The organism is Sessilibacter corallicola (genome assembly GCF_021290925.1).
Taxonomy (GTDB): Bacteria; Pseudomonadota; Gammaproteobacteria; order Pseudomonadales; family Cellvibrionaceae; genus Sessilibacter; species Sessilibacter corallicola.
In genome coordinates this window covers 1,150,818-1,167,602 of sequence record NZ_JAJSLX010000002.1, presented here as the reverse complement: position 1 = coordinate 1,167,602, position 16,785 = coordinate 1,150,818, and the positions used below count along the sequence as shown (strand labels likewise).

15 protein-coding genes are annotated in these 16,785 nt (G+C 44.3%); 8 read left to right on the top strand and 7 right to left on the bottom strand.

All coding sequences use genetic code 11. The annotated features are described in order from the left end of the window. The first annotated feature begins 168 nt into the window (after positions 1–168). The 6 genes from LU361_RS12285 (at position 169) to LU361_RS12260 (ending at position 7,558) form a co-directional block, all read left to right on the top strand. Complete coding sequence (locus LU361_RS12285; RefSeq protein WP_233089134.1) at positions 169–1,128, top strand: AAA family ATPase; 960 nt, start codon at positions 169–171, stop codon at positions 1,126–1,128. 85 nt (positions 1,129–1,213) lie between these two features. Next, positions 1,214–2,176, top strand: coding sequence for a DUF58 domain-containing protein (locus LU361_RS12280; protein WP_233089133.1), 963 nt, complete (start codon positions 1,214–1,216; stop codon positions 2,174–2,176). A 96-nt stretch (positions 2,177–2,272) separates the two neighbouring features. Next, complete coding sequence (locus LU361_RS12275; RefSeq protein ID WP_233089132.1) at positions 2,273–2,833, top strand: DUF4381 domain-containing protein; 561 nt, start codon at positions 2,273–2,275, stop codon at positions 2,831–2,833. After that, positions 2,826–3,842, top strand: a complete 1,017-nt coding sequence (locus tag LU361_RS12270) for a vWA domain-containing protein (protein WP_233089131.1) — start codon at positions 2,826–2,828, stop codon at positions 3,840–3,842. Before LU361_RS12275 ends, LU361_RS12270 begins: the two co-directional genes overlap by 8 nt. Positions 3,843–3,860: 18 nt before the next feature. Next, positions 3,861–5,729, top strand: coding sequence for a VWA domain-containing protein (locus LU361_RS12265; RefSeq protein ID WP_233089130.1), 1,869 nt, complete (start codon positions 3,861–3,863; stop codon positions 5,727–5,729). A gap of 101 nt (positions 5,730–5,830) precedes the next feature. Then, the gene (locus LU361_RS12260; RefSeq protein ID WP_233089129.1) at positions 5,831–7,558 is read left to right on the top strand and encodes a BatD family protein; all 1,728 of its coding nucleotides are present in this window, start codon (positions 5,831–5,833) and stop codon (positions 7,556–7,558) included. Positions 7,559–7,639: 81 nt separating this feature from the next. Here the strand turns inward: LU361_RS12260 and LU361_RS12255 are convergent, their stop codons facing one another. After that, the gene (locus LU361_RS12255; RefSeq protein WP_233089128.1) at positions 7,640–9,358 is read right to left on the bottom strand and encodes an Aq_1262 family (lipo)protein; all 1,719 of its coding nucleotides are present in this window, start codon (positions 9,356–9,358) and stop codon (positions 7,640–7,642) included. A 411-nt stretch (positions 9,359–9,769) separates the two neighbouring features. On the opposite strand from LU361_RS12255, the gene LU361_RS12250 reads away from it, so the two are divergent. Beyond that, positions 9,770–9,955, top strand: a complete 186-nt coding sequence (locus LU361_RS12250; protein WP_233089127.1) for a hypothetical protein — start codon at positions 9,770–9,772, stop codon at positions 9,953–9,955. A 4-nt stretch (positions 9,956–9,959) separates the two neighbouring features. Here LU361_RS12250 and nhaD read toward each other — a convergent pair whose 3' ends face one another. The 4 genes from nhaD to LU361_RS12230 all read right to left on the bottom strand — a co-directional run bounded on the left by nhaD (position 9,960) and on the right by LU361_RS12230 (position 14,165). Further along, complete coding sequence (gene nhaD / locus LU361_RS12245; RefSeq protein WP_233089126.1) at positions 9,960–11,201, bottom strand: sodium:proton antiporter NhaD; 1,242 nt, start codon at positions 11,199–11,201, stop codon at positions 9,960–9,962. 226 nt (positions 11,202–11,427) lie between these two features. Continuing rightward, on the bottom strand, positions 11,428–12,228 hold the full coding sequence (locus LU361_RS12240) for an SDR family NAD(P)-dependent oxidoreductase (protein ID WP_233089125.1): 801 nt from the start codon (positions 12,226–12,228) through the stop codon (positions 11,428–11,430). 62 nt (positions 12,229–12,290) lie between these two features. Beyond that, positions 12,291–13,136 (bottom strand): enoyl-CoA hydratase/isomerase family protein, encoded by an 846-nt coding sequence (locus LU361_RS12235; RefSeq protein WP_233089124.1) that lies wholly within the window; start codon positions 13,134–13,136, stop codon positions 12,291–12,293. Positions 13,137–13,256: 120 nt separating this feature from the next. Further along, on the bottom strand, positions 13,257–14,165 hold the full coding sequence (locus LU361_RS12230) for a LysR family transcriptional regulator (protein ID WP_233089538.1): 909 nt from the start codon (positions 14,163–14,165) through the stop codon (positions 13,257–13,259). Between the two features lie 109 nt (positions 14,166–14,274). On the opposite strand from LU361_RS12230, the gene LU361_RS12225 reads away from it, so the two are divergent. Continuing rightward, positions 14,275–15,261: a zinc-dependent alcohol dehydrogenase family protein gene (locus tag LU361_RS12225; RefSeq protein ID WP_233089123.1), complete on the top strand. Its 987-nt coding sequence runs from the start codon at positions 14,275–14,277 to the stop codon at positions 15,259–15,261. Positions 15,262–15,318: 57 nt separating this feature from the next. Here the strand turns inward: LU361_RS12225 and LU361_RS12220 are convergent, their stop codons facing one another. Both LU361_RS12220 and LU361_RS12215 read right to left on the bottom strand, forming a co-directional pair. Then, positions 15,319–15,726 carry a hypothetical protein gene (locus LU361_RS12220; protein ID WP_233089122.1) on the bottom strand — a complete coding sequence of 136 codons (408 nt, stop codon included), beginning with the start codon at positions 15,724–15,726 and terminating at the stop codon, positions 15,319–15,321. Positions 15,727–15,746: 20 nt separating this feature from the next. Beyond that, positions 15,747–16,472, bottom strand: a complete 726-nt coding sequence (locus LU361_RS12215; RefSeq protein ID WP_233089121.1) for a hypothetical protein — start codon at positions 16,470–16,472, stop codon at positions 15,747–15,749. Positions 16,473–16,785 lie beyond the last annotated feature (313 nt).

The following is a 16,785-nucleotide window of genomic DNA, read 5'->3' as shown; positions in this document are numbered from 1 at the left end:
CAAAACCAGAACTTTCGCTGAGAACAAGAGTCCTCGATTAGACACTGTATTGTTATAATATTCTACCAAACTAATTTTTATGGTTCTTAATTGCGAAATTATAATTCATCATTTCGCTAATCAAGACAGCAATAATGCTCAGAGTGTTCAACGTGGTAAGCAGTTTTTATGTCAAAGCAAAATGCAATTTTATCATTACGAGACTGGCTTAATGAAACAATTGTTGGCCAGCCCCATCTAATTGATCGATTATTGATCGCACTGCTGGCCGACGGCCACTTATTAGTTGAAGGAGCCCCAGGACTTGCAAAAACAAAGGCTATTAAAACACTCTCTGATGGTCTAGAAGCAAGTTTCCATCGCGTACAGTTTACGCCTGATTTATTACCTTCGGATGTGACCGGTACCGATATTTATCGACCTGAGAACGGAACCTTTGAATTCCAGGCAGGGCCTATTTTTCACAACCTTGTGCTCGCCGATGAAATCAACCGTGCGCCGGCCAAAGTTCAGTCGTCTTTACTGGAAGCCATGGCCGAGCGCCAGGTGAGTGTTGGCAAATCCACCTATCCATTGCCGGAGCTATTTTTGGTTATGGCAACCCAAAACCCGGTGGAACAAGAAGGTACTTATCCTCTTCCCGAGGCACAATTAGACCGCTTCTTGTTACACGTTGGCGTCGACTACCCAAGCGCCAGCGCCGAAAAAGAAATTTTGAGGCTCGCCCGCCAAGAAGCGCGCAACGATGAAATGAAACAACCAACGCCAATTACCCAGGCGGAATTGTTTAAAGCCCGTGAAGAAGTTCTGCAAATTCACATGGCCGACAGCATTGAGGATTACATCGTCAATCTTACCTGCGCAACGCGTAAACCCGATACCATCGATATGGATTTAGCGCGCTGGATTGAATACGGCGTAAGCCCGCGCGGTACAATTGCATTAGATCGCTGTGCGCGAGCAAATGCCTGGTTAAATTCGCGAGATTACATCAGCCCAGAAGACGTCCAAGCCGTCATTCACGACGTATTTCGTCACCGCCTCATTTTAAGCTTTGAATCGGAAGCCAGTGGCATTACCCCAGACGAAGTAATTGATCATCTTTTAGAGTTAGTCGCGGTTAGCTAATCAAGTTAATGCTGTTACTTGTTTAACACTTACTTGTTTAACACCGCCGTCGTGCGATTTCGAAATTTACATAAGTGGCTGAGTCTTGAGTTTAAATGAAGAACTGGCTCCTCGCGGAGCCTACTCAAAGTTACAAGATTTACTAAAAACCCGGTTCTTAGTATCAAATCTAACGCTTAAAATAACGCGCCCTTCGGCGGGCGTGATTAATGGTCCTTTACGCACGCAGTTTAAGGGCCGCGGAATGGAATTCGAAGAAGTTCGAATCTACCAACCCGGCGACGACATTCGAACCATCGACTGGCGCGTTACCGCTCGCACGCAAGTGCCTTATACAAAACTCTTCAAAGAAGAACGTGAACGCCCGGTGGTGTTGATTGTGGATCAACGGGCAAATATGTTTTTCGGCAGTCGCACCTGTTTTAAGTCGGTTTACGCAACCCACCTTGCCGCCATGCTCGGCTGGATGGCCCTCAACCAAAACGACCGTATTGGAGCGTTGATTTTTGGCGATGAAAAACAATGCGATGTGCGACCCCGGCGAGGCAAACACGCGCAAATGGAGTTGGTGCATCGCTTAATTGAATTCAACGAGCAGTTAACCTCACCGGTCGCCAGCGACAAACAGCAATCCCTAGAGCAAATGGTGATGGAAGCCCACCGCATTGCCAAACCTGGAACGTCCGTTCTTATCATCAGTGATTTCCACGACTTTACCGACGAATGCGAAAAACAATTAGCGTTGATGTGTCGCCACTGCGACGTGAATTTATTTCATGTTTTTGATCAGCTAGAAACCCAGCTGCCCGAAGAAGAATTGATGATCAGTGACGGCAAAAAAAGACTGAAACTCAGCGGTCACAATAAATCCTTCAACCAAACCTTTCGTGAACAATTTCAGGAAAAAGAAAACAAATTACAGAGCTTCGCGAATAAACGCCTGATTCCCTTAATTATAGCCAACACTTTGAACGAACCATCAAATTTAATTCGTGCAATTTACGGCAAGGGAAAAACCAACGCGAGCAAAAAGAAGAAAAAGTCGTGATTAATTGGCAAATGCTGGTAAAAGAAAAGTACTGGTAACAAGCAATAACCAAAAAAACATCGGCAATAAAAATTTAGATATGAAACTTTATCGGCTATGAATTCATTACTTCCAAACGGCATTCAGGCTCAGGCGCCCGCAGACGGAAACGCTGATCCTATTCCGCAGCTCAACGACATTATTCTGCCCGAGCAGTTGTACAGCTATTCGCTAGCGCCGGGATGGTTTTTGGTGGCACTCGCTGTCATTGCCATTGCAGTGATTGTTTTGCTTGTCTGGAAAAAACAACAATTTAAAAATCGATTTAAAAAACTGGCGCTCAAAGAACTCAACAATTGGCACACGGCCAATAAAAATGAAGCCATCTCAGTCGATGTTTTGCGCCACCTTAACGAATTGCTTAAACGCTACGTCATTACCGTATCGGGAAGAAAAAAAGTCGCCAATCTTTATGGCAACCAATGGCAGCACTTTTTAATGGAAAATGGCGGCGTGGAAGAGAGCTTCGCGCACATGCTGGCCCACGACCAATATCGTAACAACGCTCAATTCAACCAGCCTCTAGGCGATCTTGTCAGTCAGTGTCAGCGGTTTATAAACACCTACAACCCTGAGCTTTCGGATCAATCCACGCAAGAAGGAATCGTCAATGCTTGAATTCGCTTGGCTTTGGGTATTTCTGTTGTTGCCATTGCCGCTGGTAATACGATTGATTTTTCCGCGCCATGAAAAGCAGCAATCGGCGCTGCTGGTTCCGTTCTTTTCATCCGTGGCACCGCTGGTTCAATCTCAAAAGCAAGAAATAGCACTCAGCTGGGTCAAGCTGGTGGCTCTATCACTGATTTGGCTGTGTCTGGTCGCTTCTGCCGCGCGCCCCCAATGGGTGGGCGAACCTGTTGATCTGCCCTCATCCGGTCGCGACTTACTGCTTGCGGTGGATATTTCGGGCAGTATGGATACTCGCGATATGCGTACAGGCGGCCAAAACATTGATCGTCTCACGGTGGTTAAGTACGTGGTGGGTCAATTCGTCGAGCGTCGAGCCCAAGATCGATTGGGGCTCATACTGTTCGGCACCAACGCCTACCTGCAAGCGCCGCTGACCTTTGACCGAACCACGGTCAATACCCTACTGCAAGAAGCGCAGTTGGGATTTGCCGGTGAAAAAACCGCCATTGGTGAAGCCATTGGCCTTGCCATCAAACGTTTACAAGACCGCCCGGAATCGTCCCGCGTGGTTATTTTACTAACCGATGGCGCCAATACCGCTGGTGCGGTCGCTCCGCTGCAAGCGGCTGAGCTTGCTCAGCAAGCAAAAGTAAAAATTTATACCGTTGGCGTCGGCGCCGATGAACTGCAATCGCGACAGTTTTTCGACCCGCGTGGACGCAGCTTTAACCCGTCGCGAGATCTCGACGAAGACACCCTAACTCAAATCGCAGATCTCACTGGCGGACAGTATTTCCGTGCCAGAAACCCCGATGAGCTGTTTGAGATTTACCACAAGCTCGACGAGCTTGAGCCAATCGAACAAGACCCAGAAACCTTTCGCCCAATTCAAACCTTGTTCTATTGGCCGTTGCTGGCGGGAATTCTGCTAAGTGTGTGTTGGGCGATTCTATTGCTGGTGCGTTCGCCCGGATTAACGTCACAAAAATCAGACTAAGAGACTGCTGTTAGTTCTATGAATGAGTTTCACTTTCTAAGACCCGAGTATTTACTGGCCCTGATTCCGCTGGCAGTGATTACTTACCTATTGTTGCGCCATTTAGGCAGTCAAAACAGTTGGCAAGGTCTGATTAACCCCGAATTATTAAAACACCTGATCGATCAACCCAATCAATCCGCACGCCGCTGGCCAATCGTAGCCATTGGTGCACTCTGGTCGTTGTTAGTGATTGCCGCCGCCGGCCCCACCTGGGAAAAGCTGCCTCAACCGACGTTAAAAAAAGAGCACTCTCTTTTGATTTTGTGGGATTTATCCCCGTCTATGCGCGCCGAAGACGTGAAGCCCAGCCGGTTAGATCGATCGCGCTTTAAACTGATCGATTTGCTCAACAAACGCAAAGAAGGCCAAACCGGCTTGATTGTCTACGCGGGCGAAGCCTACGTTGTTACACCGCTGTCTGACGACACCGAAACCATCATCAGCCAACTGGATGCCCTGGTGCCAGAATTAATGCCCGTACCAGGCAGCAATACCGAAATGGCCATTGAACAAGCGCTGGAAGTCTTTAATGACTCCGGCATTGCCTCTGGCGACATATTGCTGGTGACCGATGGCGTGGTGCCATTGGCCGCTCAGACGGTGAAGAACTTTTTAACTGGAACCAATCACAGATTATCGGTCTTAGCCATAGGCAGTGAACAAGGTGCGCCAGTGCCAAGGGGCAATGAATTTGCTCGATCGGCCAGCGGCGATATCATTATAGACAGAACCGATTTCGACCTATTGGCCAATTTGGCCCGAGACAATAACGGTCGATACGCTCAATTGAGCCTTAACAATCGCGACGTGGACTATTTGACGCAAATGTTCGATAACCAAACCGGTGATACTCCCTTTGACGCCGAATCACAGAACGACCGCCAATTTGATTCCTGGTCCGAAGCCGGACCCTGGTTGGTGCTGATGTTGTTGCCCTTTGTTGCCTTGGCGTTTCGCCGAGGCTGGTTGATTCCAATGGTGTTGGTCACCACAACCAGCGTATTCACGGTAAACGACGCCTCCGCCCTTGAATGGCAAGATTTGTGGAAAACCAAAGATCAACAAGCCTACGAGCTATTTGAAGACGGTAAAAACGCCGAAGCCGCCAATGTGTTTGAAGATTCACAGTGGAAAGCAACCGCGCAATACAAAGACGGCAATTTTGAAGCCGCGAGCGAGCTTTTCTCCGGCGAAACCGCCAGCGCCTACTACAATCGCGGCAACGCCTTGGCTAAATCAGGCAAGCTTGACGAAGCCATTGCAGCCTACGATCAAGCACTGAATTTAAACCCAGAATTAAAAGTCGCCGAAGAAAACAAATCCATCGTCGAGCAGCTGAAAGAGCAGCAACAGCAACAACAAAATCAGCAGCAGCAAAATTCCGACGAGCAATCCGACCAAGATCAGCAGCAAGACCAATCCCAGCAACAAAACAGCCAGTCCGATCAACAAAACGGTGATCAATCCCAAGATTCCCAGGATTTCGCCGACAACGATCAGTCCCAGCAAGAGCAAGACGCACAGCAACAAGACCAAGACTCCAAAGACGAGCAGAAAGACGGCGAAGAATCATCACAGGAACAATCTGAACAAGAAGTCGCTGAAGATTCTCAGAATTCTGAGCAAGACGGTGAAACTCAAGAACAGCAACAAACCGCTCAGCTACAGGAATCGGATTTAACCGATGAAGAACAGCAAGCGTTGGAACAGTGGTTAAAACAAGTGCCCGATGATCCGGCAGGCTTGTTGCGCAGAAAATTCCAACACGAGTACCGCCAGCGCCGACAGGAATATCGCTCGGGCCAATGGAGTTTGCCAAGCAATAATGCGGCGTCTCGACTTTAGTAATGGTCGAGCTTGGCAAACAAAGATTGGCTCCGATTAAACCGTGTTTTTGCCAGAAACGGCAAACTGATTGAACAAAAAATAAAACGTAAGCGTTAGATATGATGTTAAAAAATGTGAGAATCAAACACTCTTGGTTCTGTTTCCTCTTGTTATGTTCTACGACTCTGTTTGCCATCCATAGCCAAGCACAAAATGTCAGTGCCAGCGTCGACAGAAAAAACGTAACCACCGAAGAAACTCTGACCCTAAAAATCCGCCAACAGGGACCGCACGATACCCCGCGCCCGGATTTAACGAACCTCGAAAAAAACTTCGAGATTGTCTCAAACACAGGAACCAAACAGTACCGAAACATCAACGGTCGCGAAGAGAGCTGGATAGAATGGAATATTGTGATTATTCCCAAAAAAGCCGGCACCTTACTGATTCCATCGTTTGAATCGCGGGGAGAATTTACAACACCGATTGAAATTAACGTCGAAAATGCCTCGCAAACCAATTTATCCAGCGGACAAGTGAACGACATTTTTGTCGAAAGCGAAGTCGATTCCAGTTCCGTTTACGTGCAGCAACAAATTCTTTACACCATTCGCCTAGGCACTTCCCTGCCAATTTCCAATCCGGGCATGCAAGATATTTCCCTGGAAAACACCAAAGTCGAACTCGTCAGTGAGCAGCGCTACCAGCGCCGCATTGGCAACAAAGAATTCGCCTTTCTCGAATGGGTTTACGCCATTTATCCGCAGCAATCGGGAAGACTGGTAATTCCGAGACAAGTTTTTGATGTCAGTATTGGTTCTCGATCACCGTTTTTTGGCCACTCTCGCCGCTCGAATTTACGCCGCTTAGTGGCCGATCCGCAATCCATAGAGGTTAAGCCGCGTCCAGCGTCGTACACCGGTAATACGTGGCTACCAGCAAAACAAATCACGCTCACCGACAGCTGGGGAACGGACATAAGCTCGGTAAAATTAGGCGAACCCATCACCCGATCGATTATTGTCTCGGTCGACGGATTATCCAGCTCGCAATTGCCCGAGTTATCCATTCAATACCCCGACGCCATTAACCAGTACCCAGAACCGATTAAAGACGACGAAGATAAAAGCGAAAACGGTATTCTGACCACACTGAGTCAAAGTCAAGCCATTGTTGCCACGCAACCGGGCACATTCACACTGCCCGAAGTTAAAGTGACTTGGTGGAACACGGAAGACGACCAACAAGAAACGGCAATATTGCCGTCGAAAACCATGACCGTGATCGGTGACGTGGTCAACGACAACACCACAAACAATGATTTGCCGCAAAATAATCCGGTGGCGCTCGATTCAAACACCAACGCCGAGCAACTGCTCCCAGAAACCCAAACCTCAAGCAATAACATTTGGTTGATTGCCAGTAACGTCATTACCGCCTTAATCGCGTTATTTTTCGCGCTGCTTTGGTTTACTCGATACAAACCCAGCCACGCAAATACAGCAAGCGCTGCTCAGCCAGAAAAACAAACGCCTTCTGCCAAACAAGCATTAGCGCAATTTGTAATGATTACCAAAACCGGCAATATCGAATCGATTCGCAACGGCTTAATCACTTGGACAAAAGCAAAATGGTCGCACGGCCCCTACAACCTTGCTCGCATTCGACATCTGTTGATCGACGATGACGCTAAACGCGTGCTTGATGATTTGGACAAATCCCTGTTCAGCGATGCCGAGATTAAAATAAACAGTTTTGAGCCATTAATCCAAGAACTCGAACGGCTTTCTAAACAAGAGCAACAGTCGAAAAACCAGGTTGCGCTCGAACCGCTTAATAATATTTAGAAACTCCACTTAATAACCAGAAACAAAAAAGCCAGGATCACTCCTGGCTTTTTTGTGTTCGATGATTTTATCGACTGACAATCAGTCCTCTTTATAGCCCGACCAATCCAAACGAATATCGTAAGTTGCTCGGTGTTGAGGTTCCAACGGTGGCACTTCCGTATCAATGCTTCTAAATACGTTAGTTGCAGGCTTTAAGTTAGCATCGCGACCGTAAACGTAATCTTGATCTTCAACGATCGTACGATACGCTTTGTTTAAAGCACGTGCTCGCTCAGGAGACGGTGTGATAAGTTCGTAAACGTCTTTTACCGCAGCCACTTTTTCTTTATTTAATTTACCGTGATCAAAATACAAATTTTGAATTTCTTCGTTTTCACGGAATTCATTACCACCGCCGACTCGCTCTAAGTATTCTAAGTTAGACGGTATTTCGCCACCAAACATAGGCACATCGGGCATACCTTTCAGATTTAAATACCCCCAACCTTGAGCACCATCCACTTTACGAGCAAAGGCAAAGGTTTGATCGATGGTTGAACCAATGGTGGTGTGACACCCCATACAAAACAGGTTTTCTTCGTATTTTTGTTGTCTTAACACGCCCTGTTCGTTTTCAATAAAGCCAATTAATTGCCATCCGAATTTATTGTCCAAACCTTCCTGACCAAGCGTTGCATAACGCGGCAGATTGCCTTCTTCCTTGTCCTTTTGTTCTTCTGCGTAAAATGCGCCAAGAGTCGACTTTTTATGGTCTACCGTTTTCACCATGTAACGCACTTCTTTCATTCTAGGTGGCGTGTAGACATCACCTTGATCATCAATACCAACGTAACGCACGGTGTGCAAAAACTCGGTGTATCGCGGGTATAAAAATGTTTTCACCGCAATATCCGATGCGCCACCCAAATAATGCGTTGGGCGTTTTAAGCTTTGAGTTTTTGTTAATTCGCCATCGCCATTTAAATCAATACCCAACGCTTTTTCGTCCATTTCTGGAATCGAAATTTCAGTGAAGTTTTTGATGGCTGCTTCAACAACAGACAAATTCAACAGATAAATATCTCGGCTATTTTTACCGTCAGCGGCTTGCTGAAAACCTTCTGGCAAGCGAATCATGACATCATCGGTAGAACCGTTGGTTGGCCAAAACGTACTTGGTAACGGCATATAATTAAACGCTACCCAGCCGCTGCCATCTTTCGCGAAACCTTGATCATCAAACGCATCAGCGGCCAAATGAAGATCTTTTAAATCTGGATACCAAGCATCCCAACCCTGCTCCATCAACCGCCCAGCCAAAGACGAATAATTGTCTTCGTTTACGTATTCATCAATTTCTTGATCTGAGATTTTTTCAATTCGAGCGGTGCGATCTTCGAATAAATTCAACCAGTGATTGGTAACGCCCAAATCAGAAAAACCGTAATCGCCTTGCAATTCACCATCGCTCATCCAATTAGCGCGACCTTCTCCCGGCGTAGCAAATTGGTGGCAGGTATAACAAGGGTTAAAGTGACCTTCCGTTTTTGTATAGCATTGAGGAGGAATAACCGCTTCTCGGTTAAACATATTCGACTGGCTGCTCACCGACGCAGAAATAATATCTTTCACAAACGCAGGGTCTTGCTCTAAATACACCATGTCTTCTTTTTTTGCTTCAGTATCAACCGATACCGACTCGGTCGATTTAGCTGTCGACTCAGGCGCATTCACGACAGGTTTTTTACTTGAATCATCACTACAAGCAGACAGTAGAAGAACGAATGTTCCAGGTACGACAAAGTTTATTGCTTTCATATCCCTCGACTCACATAGCTAATTATCACGGAGGCCACAATCAGCGTTAAAAATGCAGCGCTATTATTATCACCGTATGAATAAAATCTGGTACGGAGGGAAGGTAATCGAGAATTGTTACAATTTGCTACTTATTTCATAAATTCGACGCATATGTGTCATAAAAAGTGAAAGAGGCCAAAAAGGGGATAATAACAACAACTTGAACGATCAAAATTCGTAAAATCAATAAACTCAAAATGGATTTTAACGAAACTGAAATAAAACTCATGTAGCACAAACCTGCGCTTATTTTCAAAAGAACAAATACCATAAATCTGCGAGAGCCAAACAAGTCTATTCAGTCAGGTTTTGTTTAACAGATTGAGTTGTTGAATAGGTTTAGTTATTTAACGGGTTTTACTGCCTAAAATGGCGCTTACAGACAAAACAAAAACAAGCCACAAAAATCTAGAAAGAGCAACAAGTAGAGAACAAAAGAAAATAAAGAGTAGAAAAACAGAAGCACTAACAAAAGAACTAGCAGAAAAAACAAGGCTAAATAAAAAACTAATAAATCAGAAAGCCCCAACATTTTGGAGCCTTCTGGATTTTTAAAAGATTACAACAACGTTGGAATCGAAATCGACAACAGATAACCGATGGTGTAGCAAATCAGCAACGCCGGAAAATAACGCATATAAGCACCAAACGTCATTTCCTTAACCTTGCTCATGGTAATAATTCCCGCAGCCGAACCAATAATCAACAACGAACCACCAACACCCACAGAATAGGTTAAGCCCAACCATTGCGACGTTGTTAATTCTGGACTTGCTTTCAATAACGCCGCAGTCAAGGGCACGTTATCGAGTAACGCAGAAACCACACCCGCAATATAATTCGAATAAATCGGTGCTAATTCAGAATACCAACGAGCAACCTGCTCCAATACCTGTATTTCTTGGAGCATGCCAACCAACATTAAAATGCCCAAAAAGAACAACAAGGTGTCATACTCAATTTGACGGATGTACTCAAGAACTTGGGTTTGCTCAGCATCGGTAGATACCGTTCGACCAATCAAAAACATAATGGACAAACCCATTAAAAATGTTAAAACCGGAGGAATGGAAAAGAAAATATTAAAAAGCATGGTGCATATAATCGTCGCAAAAAAGACGATTGCAATGGCGATATCAACCGACGTAAATGTTCTCTGTACCACCTCAGTGGTTACTCGCCCATGCATGCCAAAACTGAATAAAATCGCCAGCGCGACCACACTCACGGCAGAAGGAATTAACAAGATTAATAATTGCCCCATATCCACGTGACCAGCTAGAAAAATCATCAGCGTTGTAACGTCACCGGTAATTAATGCAACACCGCCGGAATTCACCGCAAACACAGTGAGTGCGGCCATTTTTAACCGATCTTGTTTTTCTAAATCAAAGGACTGAATTAATCCGATAGTCACCAAGGTAGCGGTAACATTATCGCAAATAGCAGAAAGTACTAATGCAAATAACGCCACCAGTATTAATAACAATCTTTTAGATAACTCTTGGGGAAATAATTTTTGTACAAAAGTTTGAATCAGACCCTTGGCATTTAAATAAGCGACAAAAGTCATCGTAGACATTAAAAACAGCCAGAGCGTTGCTATTTCTAACAGGTTTTCATTTAAAAAATGGCTGATGTTTTCTCGTTCTTGAGCAGAATCAGCAAAGAAAAAAAGCAAAACCCAGGAGAGACAACCAAAAAACAGCGTAGTTTTTGCTTTATTGATATGAATAACTTCTTCAAACACAATGCTCAATAAAGCGAGCACGGCAAGGCCCATCAGAAAATAATGTAACATGGTAATAAATCCAGATTAGTACTGTTTTTAAACGGCAAACAGCAAATAATACAACTTTAGTCCTGGAAAAATTATTTTTATAGATAGAAACGGCAGGAACTCCTGGCAGCAAACAATACTCCTTTTTATAAGTATTGAAAAGCAGTTATCCGTTACATGCGAAAATTTATATATAAATTGTATTCTGATGAGCCTGTATAAAAGCTAAAAATTTTTATACTGATAATTACGCTTCGTAGTCACGAATACAGTCTTCAATGATTGCCATAACATCACTAACCTTTTTTGGATTATTCGCATCGGCGTGAGGGTTGCCAAAATCACCAAGGTCATTATCAAAATATTTACCCGAGGCATGGGCAAATTTTTCTGACAACGCAGCTTCTACCAAAATATTAGCACCTACTAAAATATCATTTCCTGAAATGCCAAATTTTTCTTTAACCATTTTACTGCCAAGCAACGAGCCAGGATTCACAGCAATAAACTCTGGCCCATTTGCGTATTTTTCCGCCAAAAAAATCGTCCACATAGTAATCGCCAATTTACTTTGCGCGTAGGCATCCATACTTTCTAGTACCACATTATTACCCGCAAGAGCAGACAGATTTATCGACGCTTGCGCCGCGGAAGACAAATTAATAATTCGGCTGTCTGACTCAAAATTCGGCATGAGCTTTTTAGTAAGAAGATACGGCGCAAGGGTATTAACCACAAAGCGAACATCGTGTCCGTGCTCATTCAAGGGTGTTTTCGATTCTAAAATACCAGCGTTGTTAATTAAGACATCAATCTTTGAGTACCGTTTAGCCACGTTCACAGCTAGCTGATTAACAGCCTGTAAGCTCGATAAATCGGCGATGACAGAATCCAAAGATCCTTTAGCAGAAAGCTCATCGACCACCGCCGCCATTTTCTTCTCGTTGCGGCCGCTTAAAATAACGTGATGACCTTTGTCGAGAAGTATTTTTGCTGTTTCTAAACCAATACCGTCTGTGGCACCGGTAATTAAAATTGTTTTAGACATAGTCATTTATCCGAAACGCCAGAAGCAAAATACCTCTGGCATAAGTTGAAAAAGTTTTTAAATCACTTAACCTCTTGCACATTGACCAACATATCCGGCCAATTACGCTGATTCTCTAATTCAAATTGCGCTTCGTTGTCGTCGGCCCATTTAAAACGCTTCAGTGCTGGCGTTTGACTGGTAGCCTGATAAAGCCAATACGCCTCTTCACGCAACGCCTCCCGGATGGGTAAATCAACCGAAGCGAGCACTGCCTTTTTAGTTGCATTGATAGATTCACAAGGCCAACGAGCGATGCGTTGCGCGAACGCATCTACAAACGGTCCAATTTCTTCGGGATCCAGTGCGCGATTAATGGTACCGTAAGCTTCTGCTTGGTCAGCATCGAAATCATCCGCTGCCAATACAATTTCTAACGCGCGACCCAATCCCACTTGCCGAGCCATTCTTGAAGCACCGCCGCCACAGGGAAGGATTCCCATCCCTACTTCCATTTGCATAAATTTAGCTTTGCCACGCGCAGCAAAACGCATGTCACACGCAAGCGCAAATTCGTGGCCACCACCACGGGCAAAACCCTCAATTTTAGCGATAGTTGCTTGCGGTAATTGGCTGATTCGTTCAAGCACAACCTGCAAATCCAACAGCTCCACTTCTTCACGGGATACCGGTTTGGCAGATATATCTTTCAAAAAATTAGTATCCGCATGGCAGACGAAAATTTCCGGATGAGCAGACTGAAACACAACAACTTTTATTGTTTTATCCGCTTCTAACTTTTGCGCCAGCATATTTAGATCAGCCAGCATTGGTAAACCTTGAACATTCACCGGAGGAAAATCAAACGTTACCATTAAAACACCATTATTAGCGACAGCTTCAAACGTTTTAAAATCAACGTAGTCCATAATACCCTCTTCATTAATCACAGCGGTTAAAGTCCGAGAATCATAGTTATCGGAACACCCATTGATAACAGTAAGAAAAGAGGAATCAGTTTTTAGAATTTATTGATAATCTTAAAATAATTACTTGGTTTTCATTTCCCGCTGCCAATAAGGCACGCCCGCAAAACGCTCTAAAAAGAAATCAATAAACACTCTAACTTTGGGCGCTAACAACCGTGAACTCGGATACACCGCCCAAATATCGGTTTTAGCAGACAGAGGAAATTCCGTTAAAATCGGTATTAGCTCGCCGCGTTGCACCTGCTGATAACAACACCACGTAGAACAAATAATAATTCCAAGACCATCAACGCAAGCGTCTCTGGCAACTTCGCCGTTATCGGTACGCAAATGATCTTGAGTTTTAACCAACTGCTTGCCCGAAGGCGTATCAAAACCCCAGGTTTCAAGCCCCATTAAATTCACGCATTGATGATGCAATAAATCTTGCGGTACTTTTGGCTCACCGTGCTTAGCTAAATAATCCGGCGAGGCACAAACAATGCGATCTACTGGCGCCAGTTTTCGCGCAATCAGCGTTGAATCGTTCAAAGCGGCATCTCGAATTGCGACGTCAAACCCGCCTTCAACCATATCGATAATGCTGTCACTTAACGACAAATCCACATGCAGATCGGGATAACGTTCAAAGAACGCTGTTAACGCTGGCAACACGTGCATGCGCCCAAACGATGCCGGTGCCGTGACCCGCAACTTACCTTGCGGCTTAGCCGCGCCACCGCCCACCGACGATTTAGCGGTTTCAACACTCTCTAACACCTGTTGCGCGTGCGGCAGAAACGCTTTGCCTTCCTCAGTTAACGACACCTGGCGAGTGGTTCTGTGAATCAAGCGCGTGCCCAGGGATTGCTCCAGCTTATTGATATGGCTGCTGGCAACCGCTGGCGACAAACCCAGTTCTTTACCGGCCGAACTGATGTTTTGGGTAACGGCAATTCGAACAAATAATTGTAAGTGATCAATATTCATACGCACGATTTTCAACAGAATCCATAAACTGAATCAACATTAATGCATATTATCAATTATTTCACGAACAATTATGCTGGGTTTTTCAACGATTACAGAGAACTCCCGCATGAAAGCAATGCTACTCAACACCTATGGCAGCGACGCCGTATTTGAACCCACCGAACACCCAAAACCCACCGTTAAACCCGGACACGTTTTGGTAAAAATTGCCGCAACCAGCGTCAACACCGTCGACACCATGATCCGCCAAATGGGCGAAGAACTACCGTTGTCGCCCGCACTACCGGCAATTCTAGGGATGGATTTCGCGGGCACCGTAGAAGCAATAGGGGAAGGTGTGACCGACTTTAACGTTGGCGACGAAGTGTATGGTTGCGCCGGAGGACTCGCAGACCTGCCAGGCACACTCGCTGAATACCTATTGGCAGACGCAAAACTCATCGCCCACAAACCCAAAACCCTGACCATGCACGAAGCCGCCGCCATTCCCTTAGTCGGCATAACCGCCTACGAAGGCTTAACCCGCGCCAATATCGGTGAAAACCAAACCGTATTAGTGCACGGCGGCAGCGGCGGCGTTGGTCATATTGCACTGCAACTGGCCAATTATTTTGGCGCCGACGTGTATTCAACTGGCGGCGGAGAAAAACAACTGGCACTGATCGAACAACTCGGCGCAACCCCCATCAACTACAAAACCGAAACCGTTGCCGATTACGTTACCAAACACACCAACGGAACCGGCTTTAACGTGGTATTCGATTCCGTCGGCGGCGCCAACATTATTAATTCCTTTGAAGCCGCCGCCTTAAATGCACACATAGCTACAACGGTTTCAATGGTAGAACTGGATTTAACACTCGCACACTTTAAAGGCTTATCACTGCACGTAGTATTTATGCTGATACCGATGCTGCACAACTACCAACGCGAACAACATGGAAAAATCCTAACTAAACTCGCCGAAATTGCAGATGCCGGAAAACTAAAACCTATTTTAGACGAGCAAGAATTTGGCTTAGAAGAAATTGGACAAGCGCATGAGAGATTAGCGAGTGGAAAAGCAATGGGGAAAGTGGTGGTTAGTGTTTAAAAGTTAAGAAATGCTCCTAATTCAATTAATGATTTAGGAGCATATTAATAAAATTTTTTATTTTAGTCTCTTAGCAATTCCACCTTCGACACGAGCACCATTTTGAAACAAGTCATATATCAACTGCCCACTCTGATTAGTTTTAGCCTTCATATAAGCAACTTTTCTTTTACCTGGCCTCATATTTCTCTCACACCAAGTACTCAATGTAGTACTAGCCACATAAAAAAACTCATACTCTTCTACCAAACCAGAATACTGAAAGGTAACTGAACAGTTTCGAGGCGATGCAAAACTCATCTTTGTAGATTTATCCTTTAACGCCAACTGAGTAATCACAATATCGACAACTACTGGCAAGCCATCAAATACCTGAGTAGTTTGCCAGTGACCAATCACCGATTCATCCGCCCTAGAAAATAGAGAAAAAAAGCAAAGAACACCAAAAACAAAAATCTTACGCACAAAACCCCCTAAATTAATAATTAATACCGATAAATTGAAACATCACCTAATTCTGTTGCACGAAACTTATTCACACTACTAATGGGATTAAAGTCAAGCGTCAACACCTGCTGAGAATCAGAAAAATTGAGACGTGCCTCTCCTCTACTGGATTCAATTTTATATTCAACCCAATCACCCCAATGATTATTGGCATATTGCGCTCGAATTTTTATTTTAGAAAGATGTAACTGGTAGTCTGAATTAGGTTGACCAATGCCGATATATTTAATGATGACAGGCTCAGCAAAGACCAATGTGAATTTAGCCTGCAGTGTTCGTTTTTGAGAGGGAAATTTGACTGTGGTATTTATATTACCGTCAATCAAATTATACGCATCATCACCTATACCAAGTTCAAAAAAGTTAGAGTTAATATCTACAAAATCCGCTATCTCAATATAATTTTTCGGAGTTTCAGATAGATCAGTATTTTTTTGTTCAGATATTTTCGCAGTAGTTTCTTGGTAATTTTTTGGTTCGTCTATCACCTTAGTTATTAACTCAGGCTTTATCTCTGGAGCAATTTCTGGAACAACGATAGGAATCTCAGCTTTGTTATCTCCCGAATCAACCTCACCAGTCGAACCTGAAAAAAAGTAAAATAGCGAGACGACAGCAGTTCCTAAAGCAGCCATTATTTTCAAGAAGGTCTCAGACGTGCTCAGAGGCGCATTGCTAAACTCCGTTTTTATTTTGGCAAACAAAGCCACCTCCGAAAGAAAAATAGAAACCATGCTTATTCATTGTTAGTGTTCTATTCTCTCAATATTTATCACTCACAAAAATAATATATTAGAATAAATAAAGAATAAGTTAATAACCCAAAATTGGTACCAAACAGATAAATTTAGCGCAATAAAGTTAATATTTAGATATAAATCATATAGTTATGGAATAATTCGGGCATCATTGATCTCAGGGTAATAATTCTAAGAAAGCAGAGCAATAGTAATATCTTCTTATTAAAAGATATAGGCACACTAGCCTTCACAAACAAACCAACTTTAAGCACTGCGC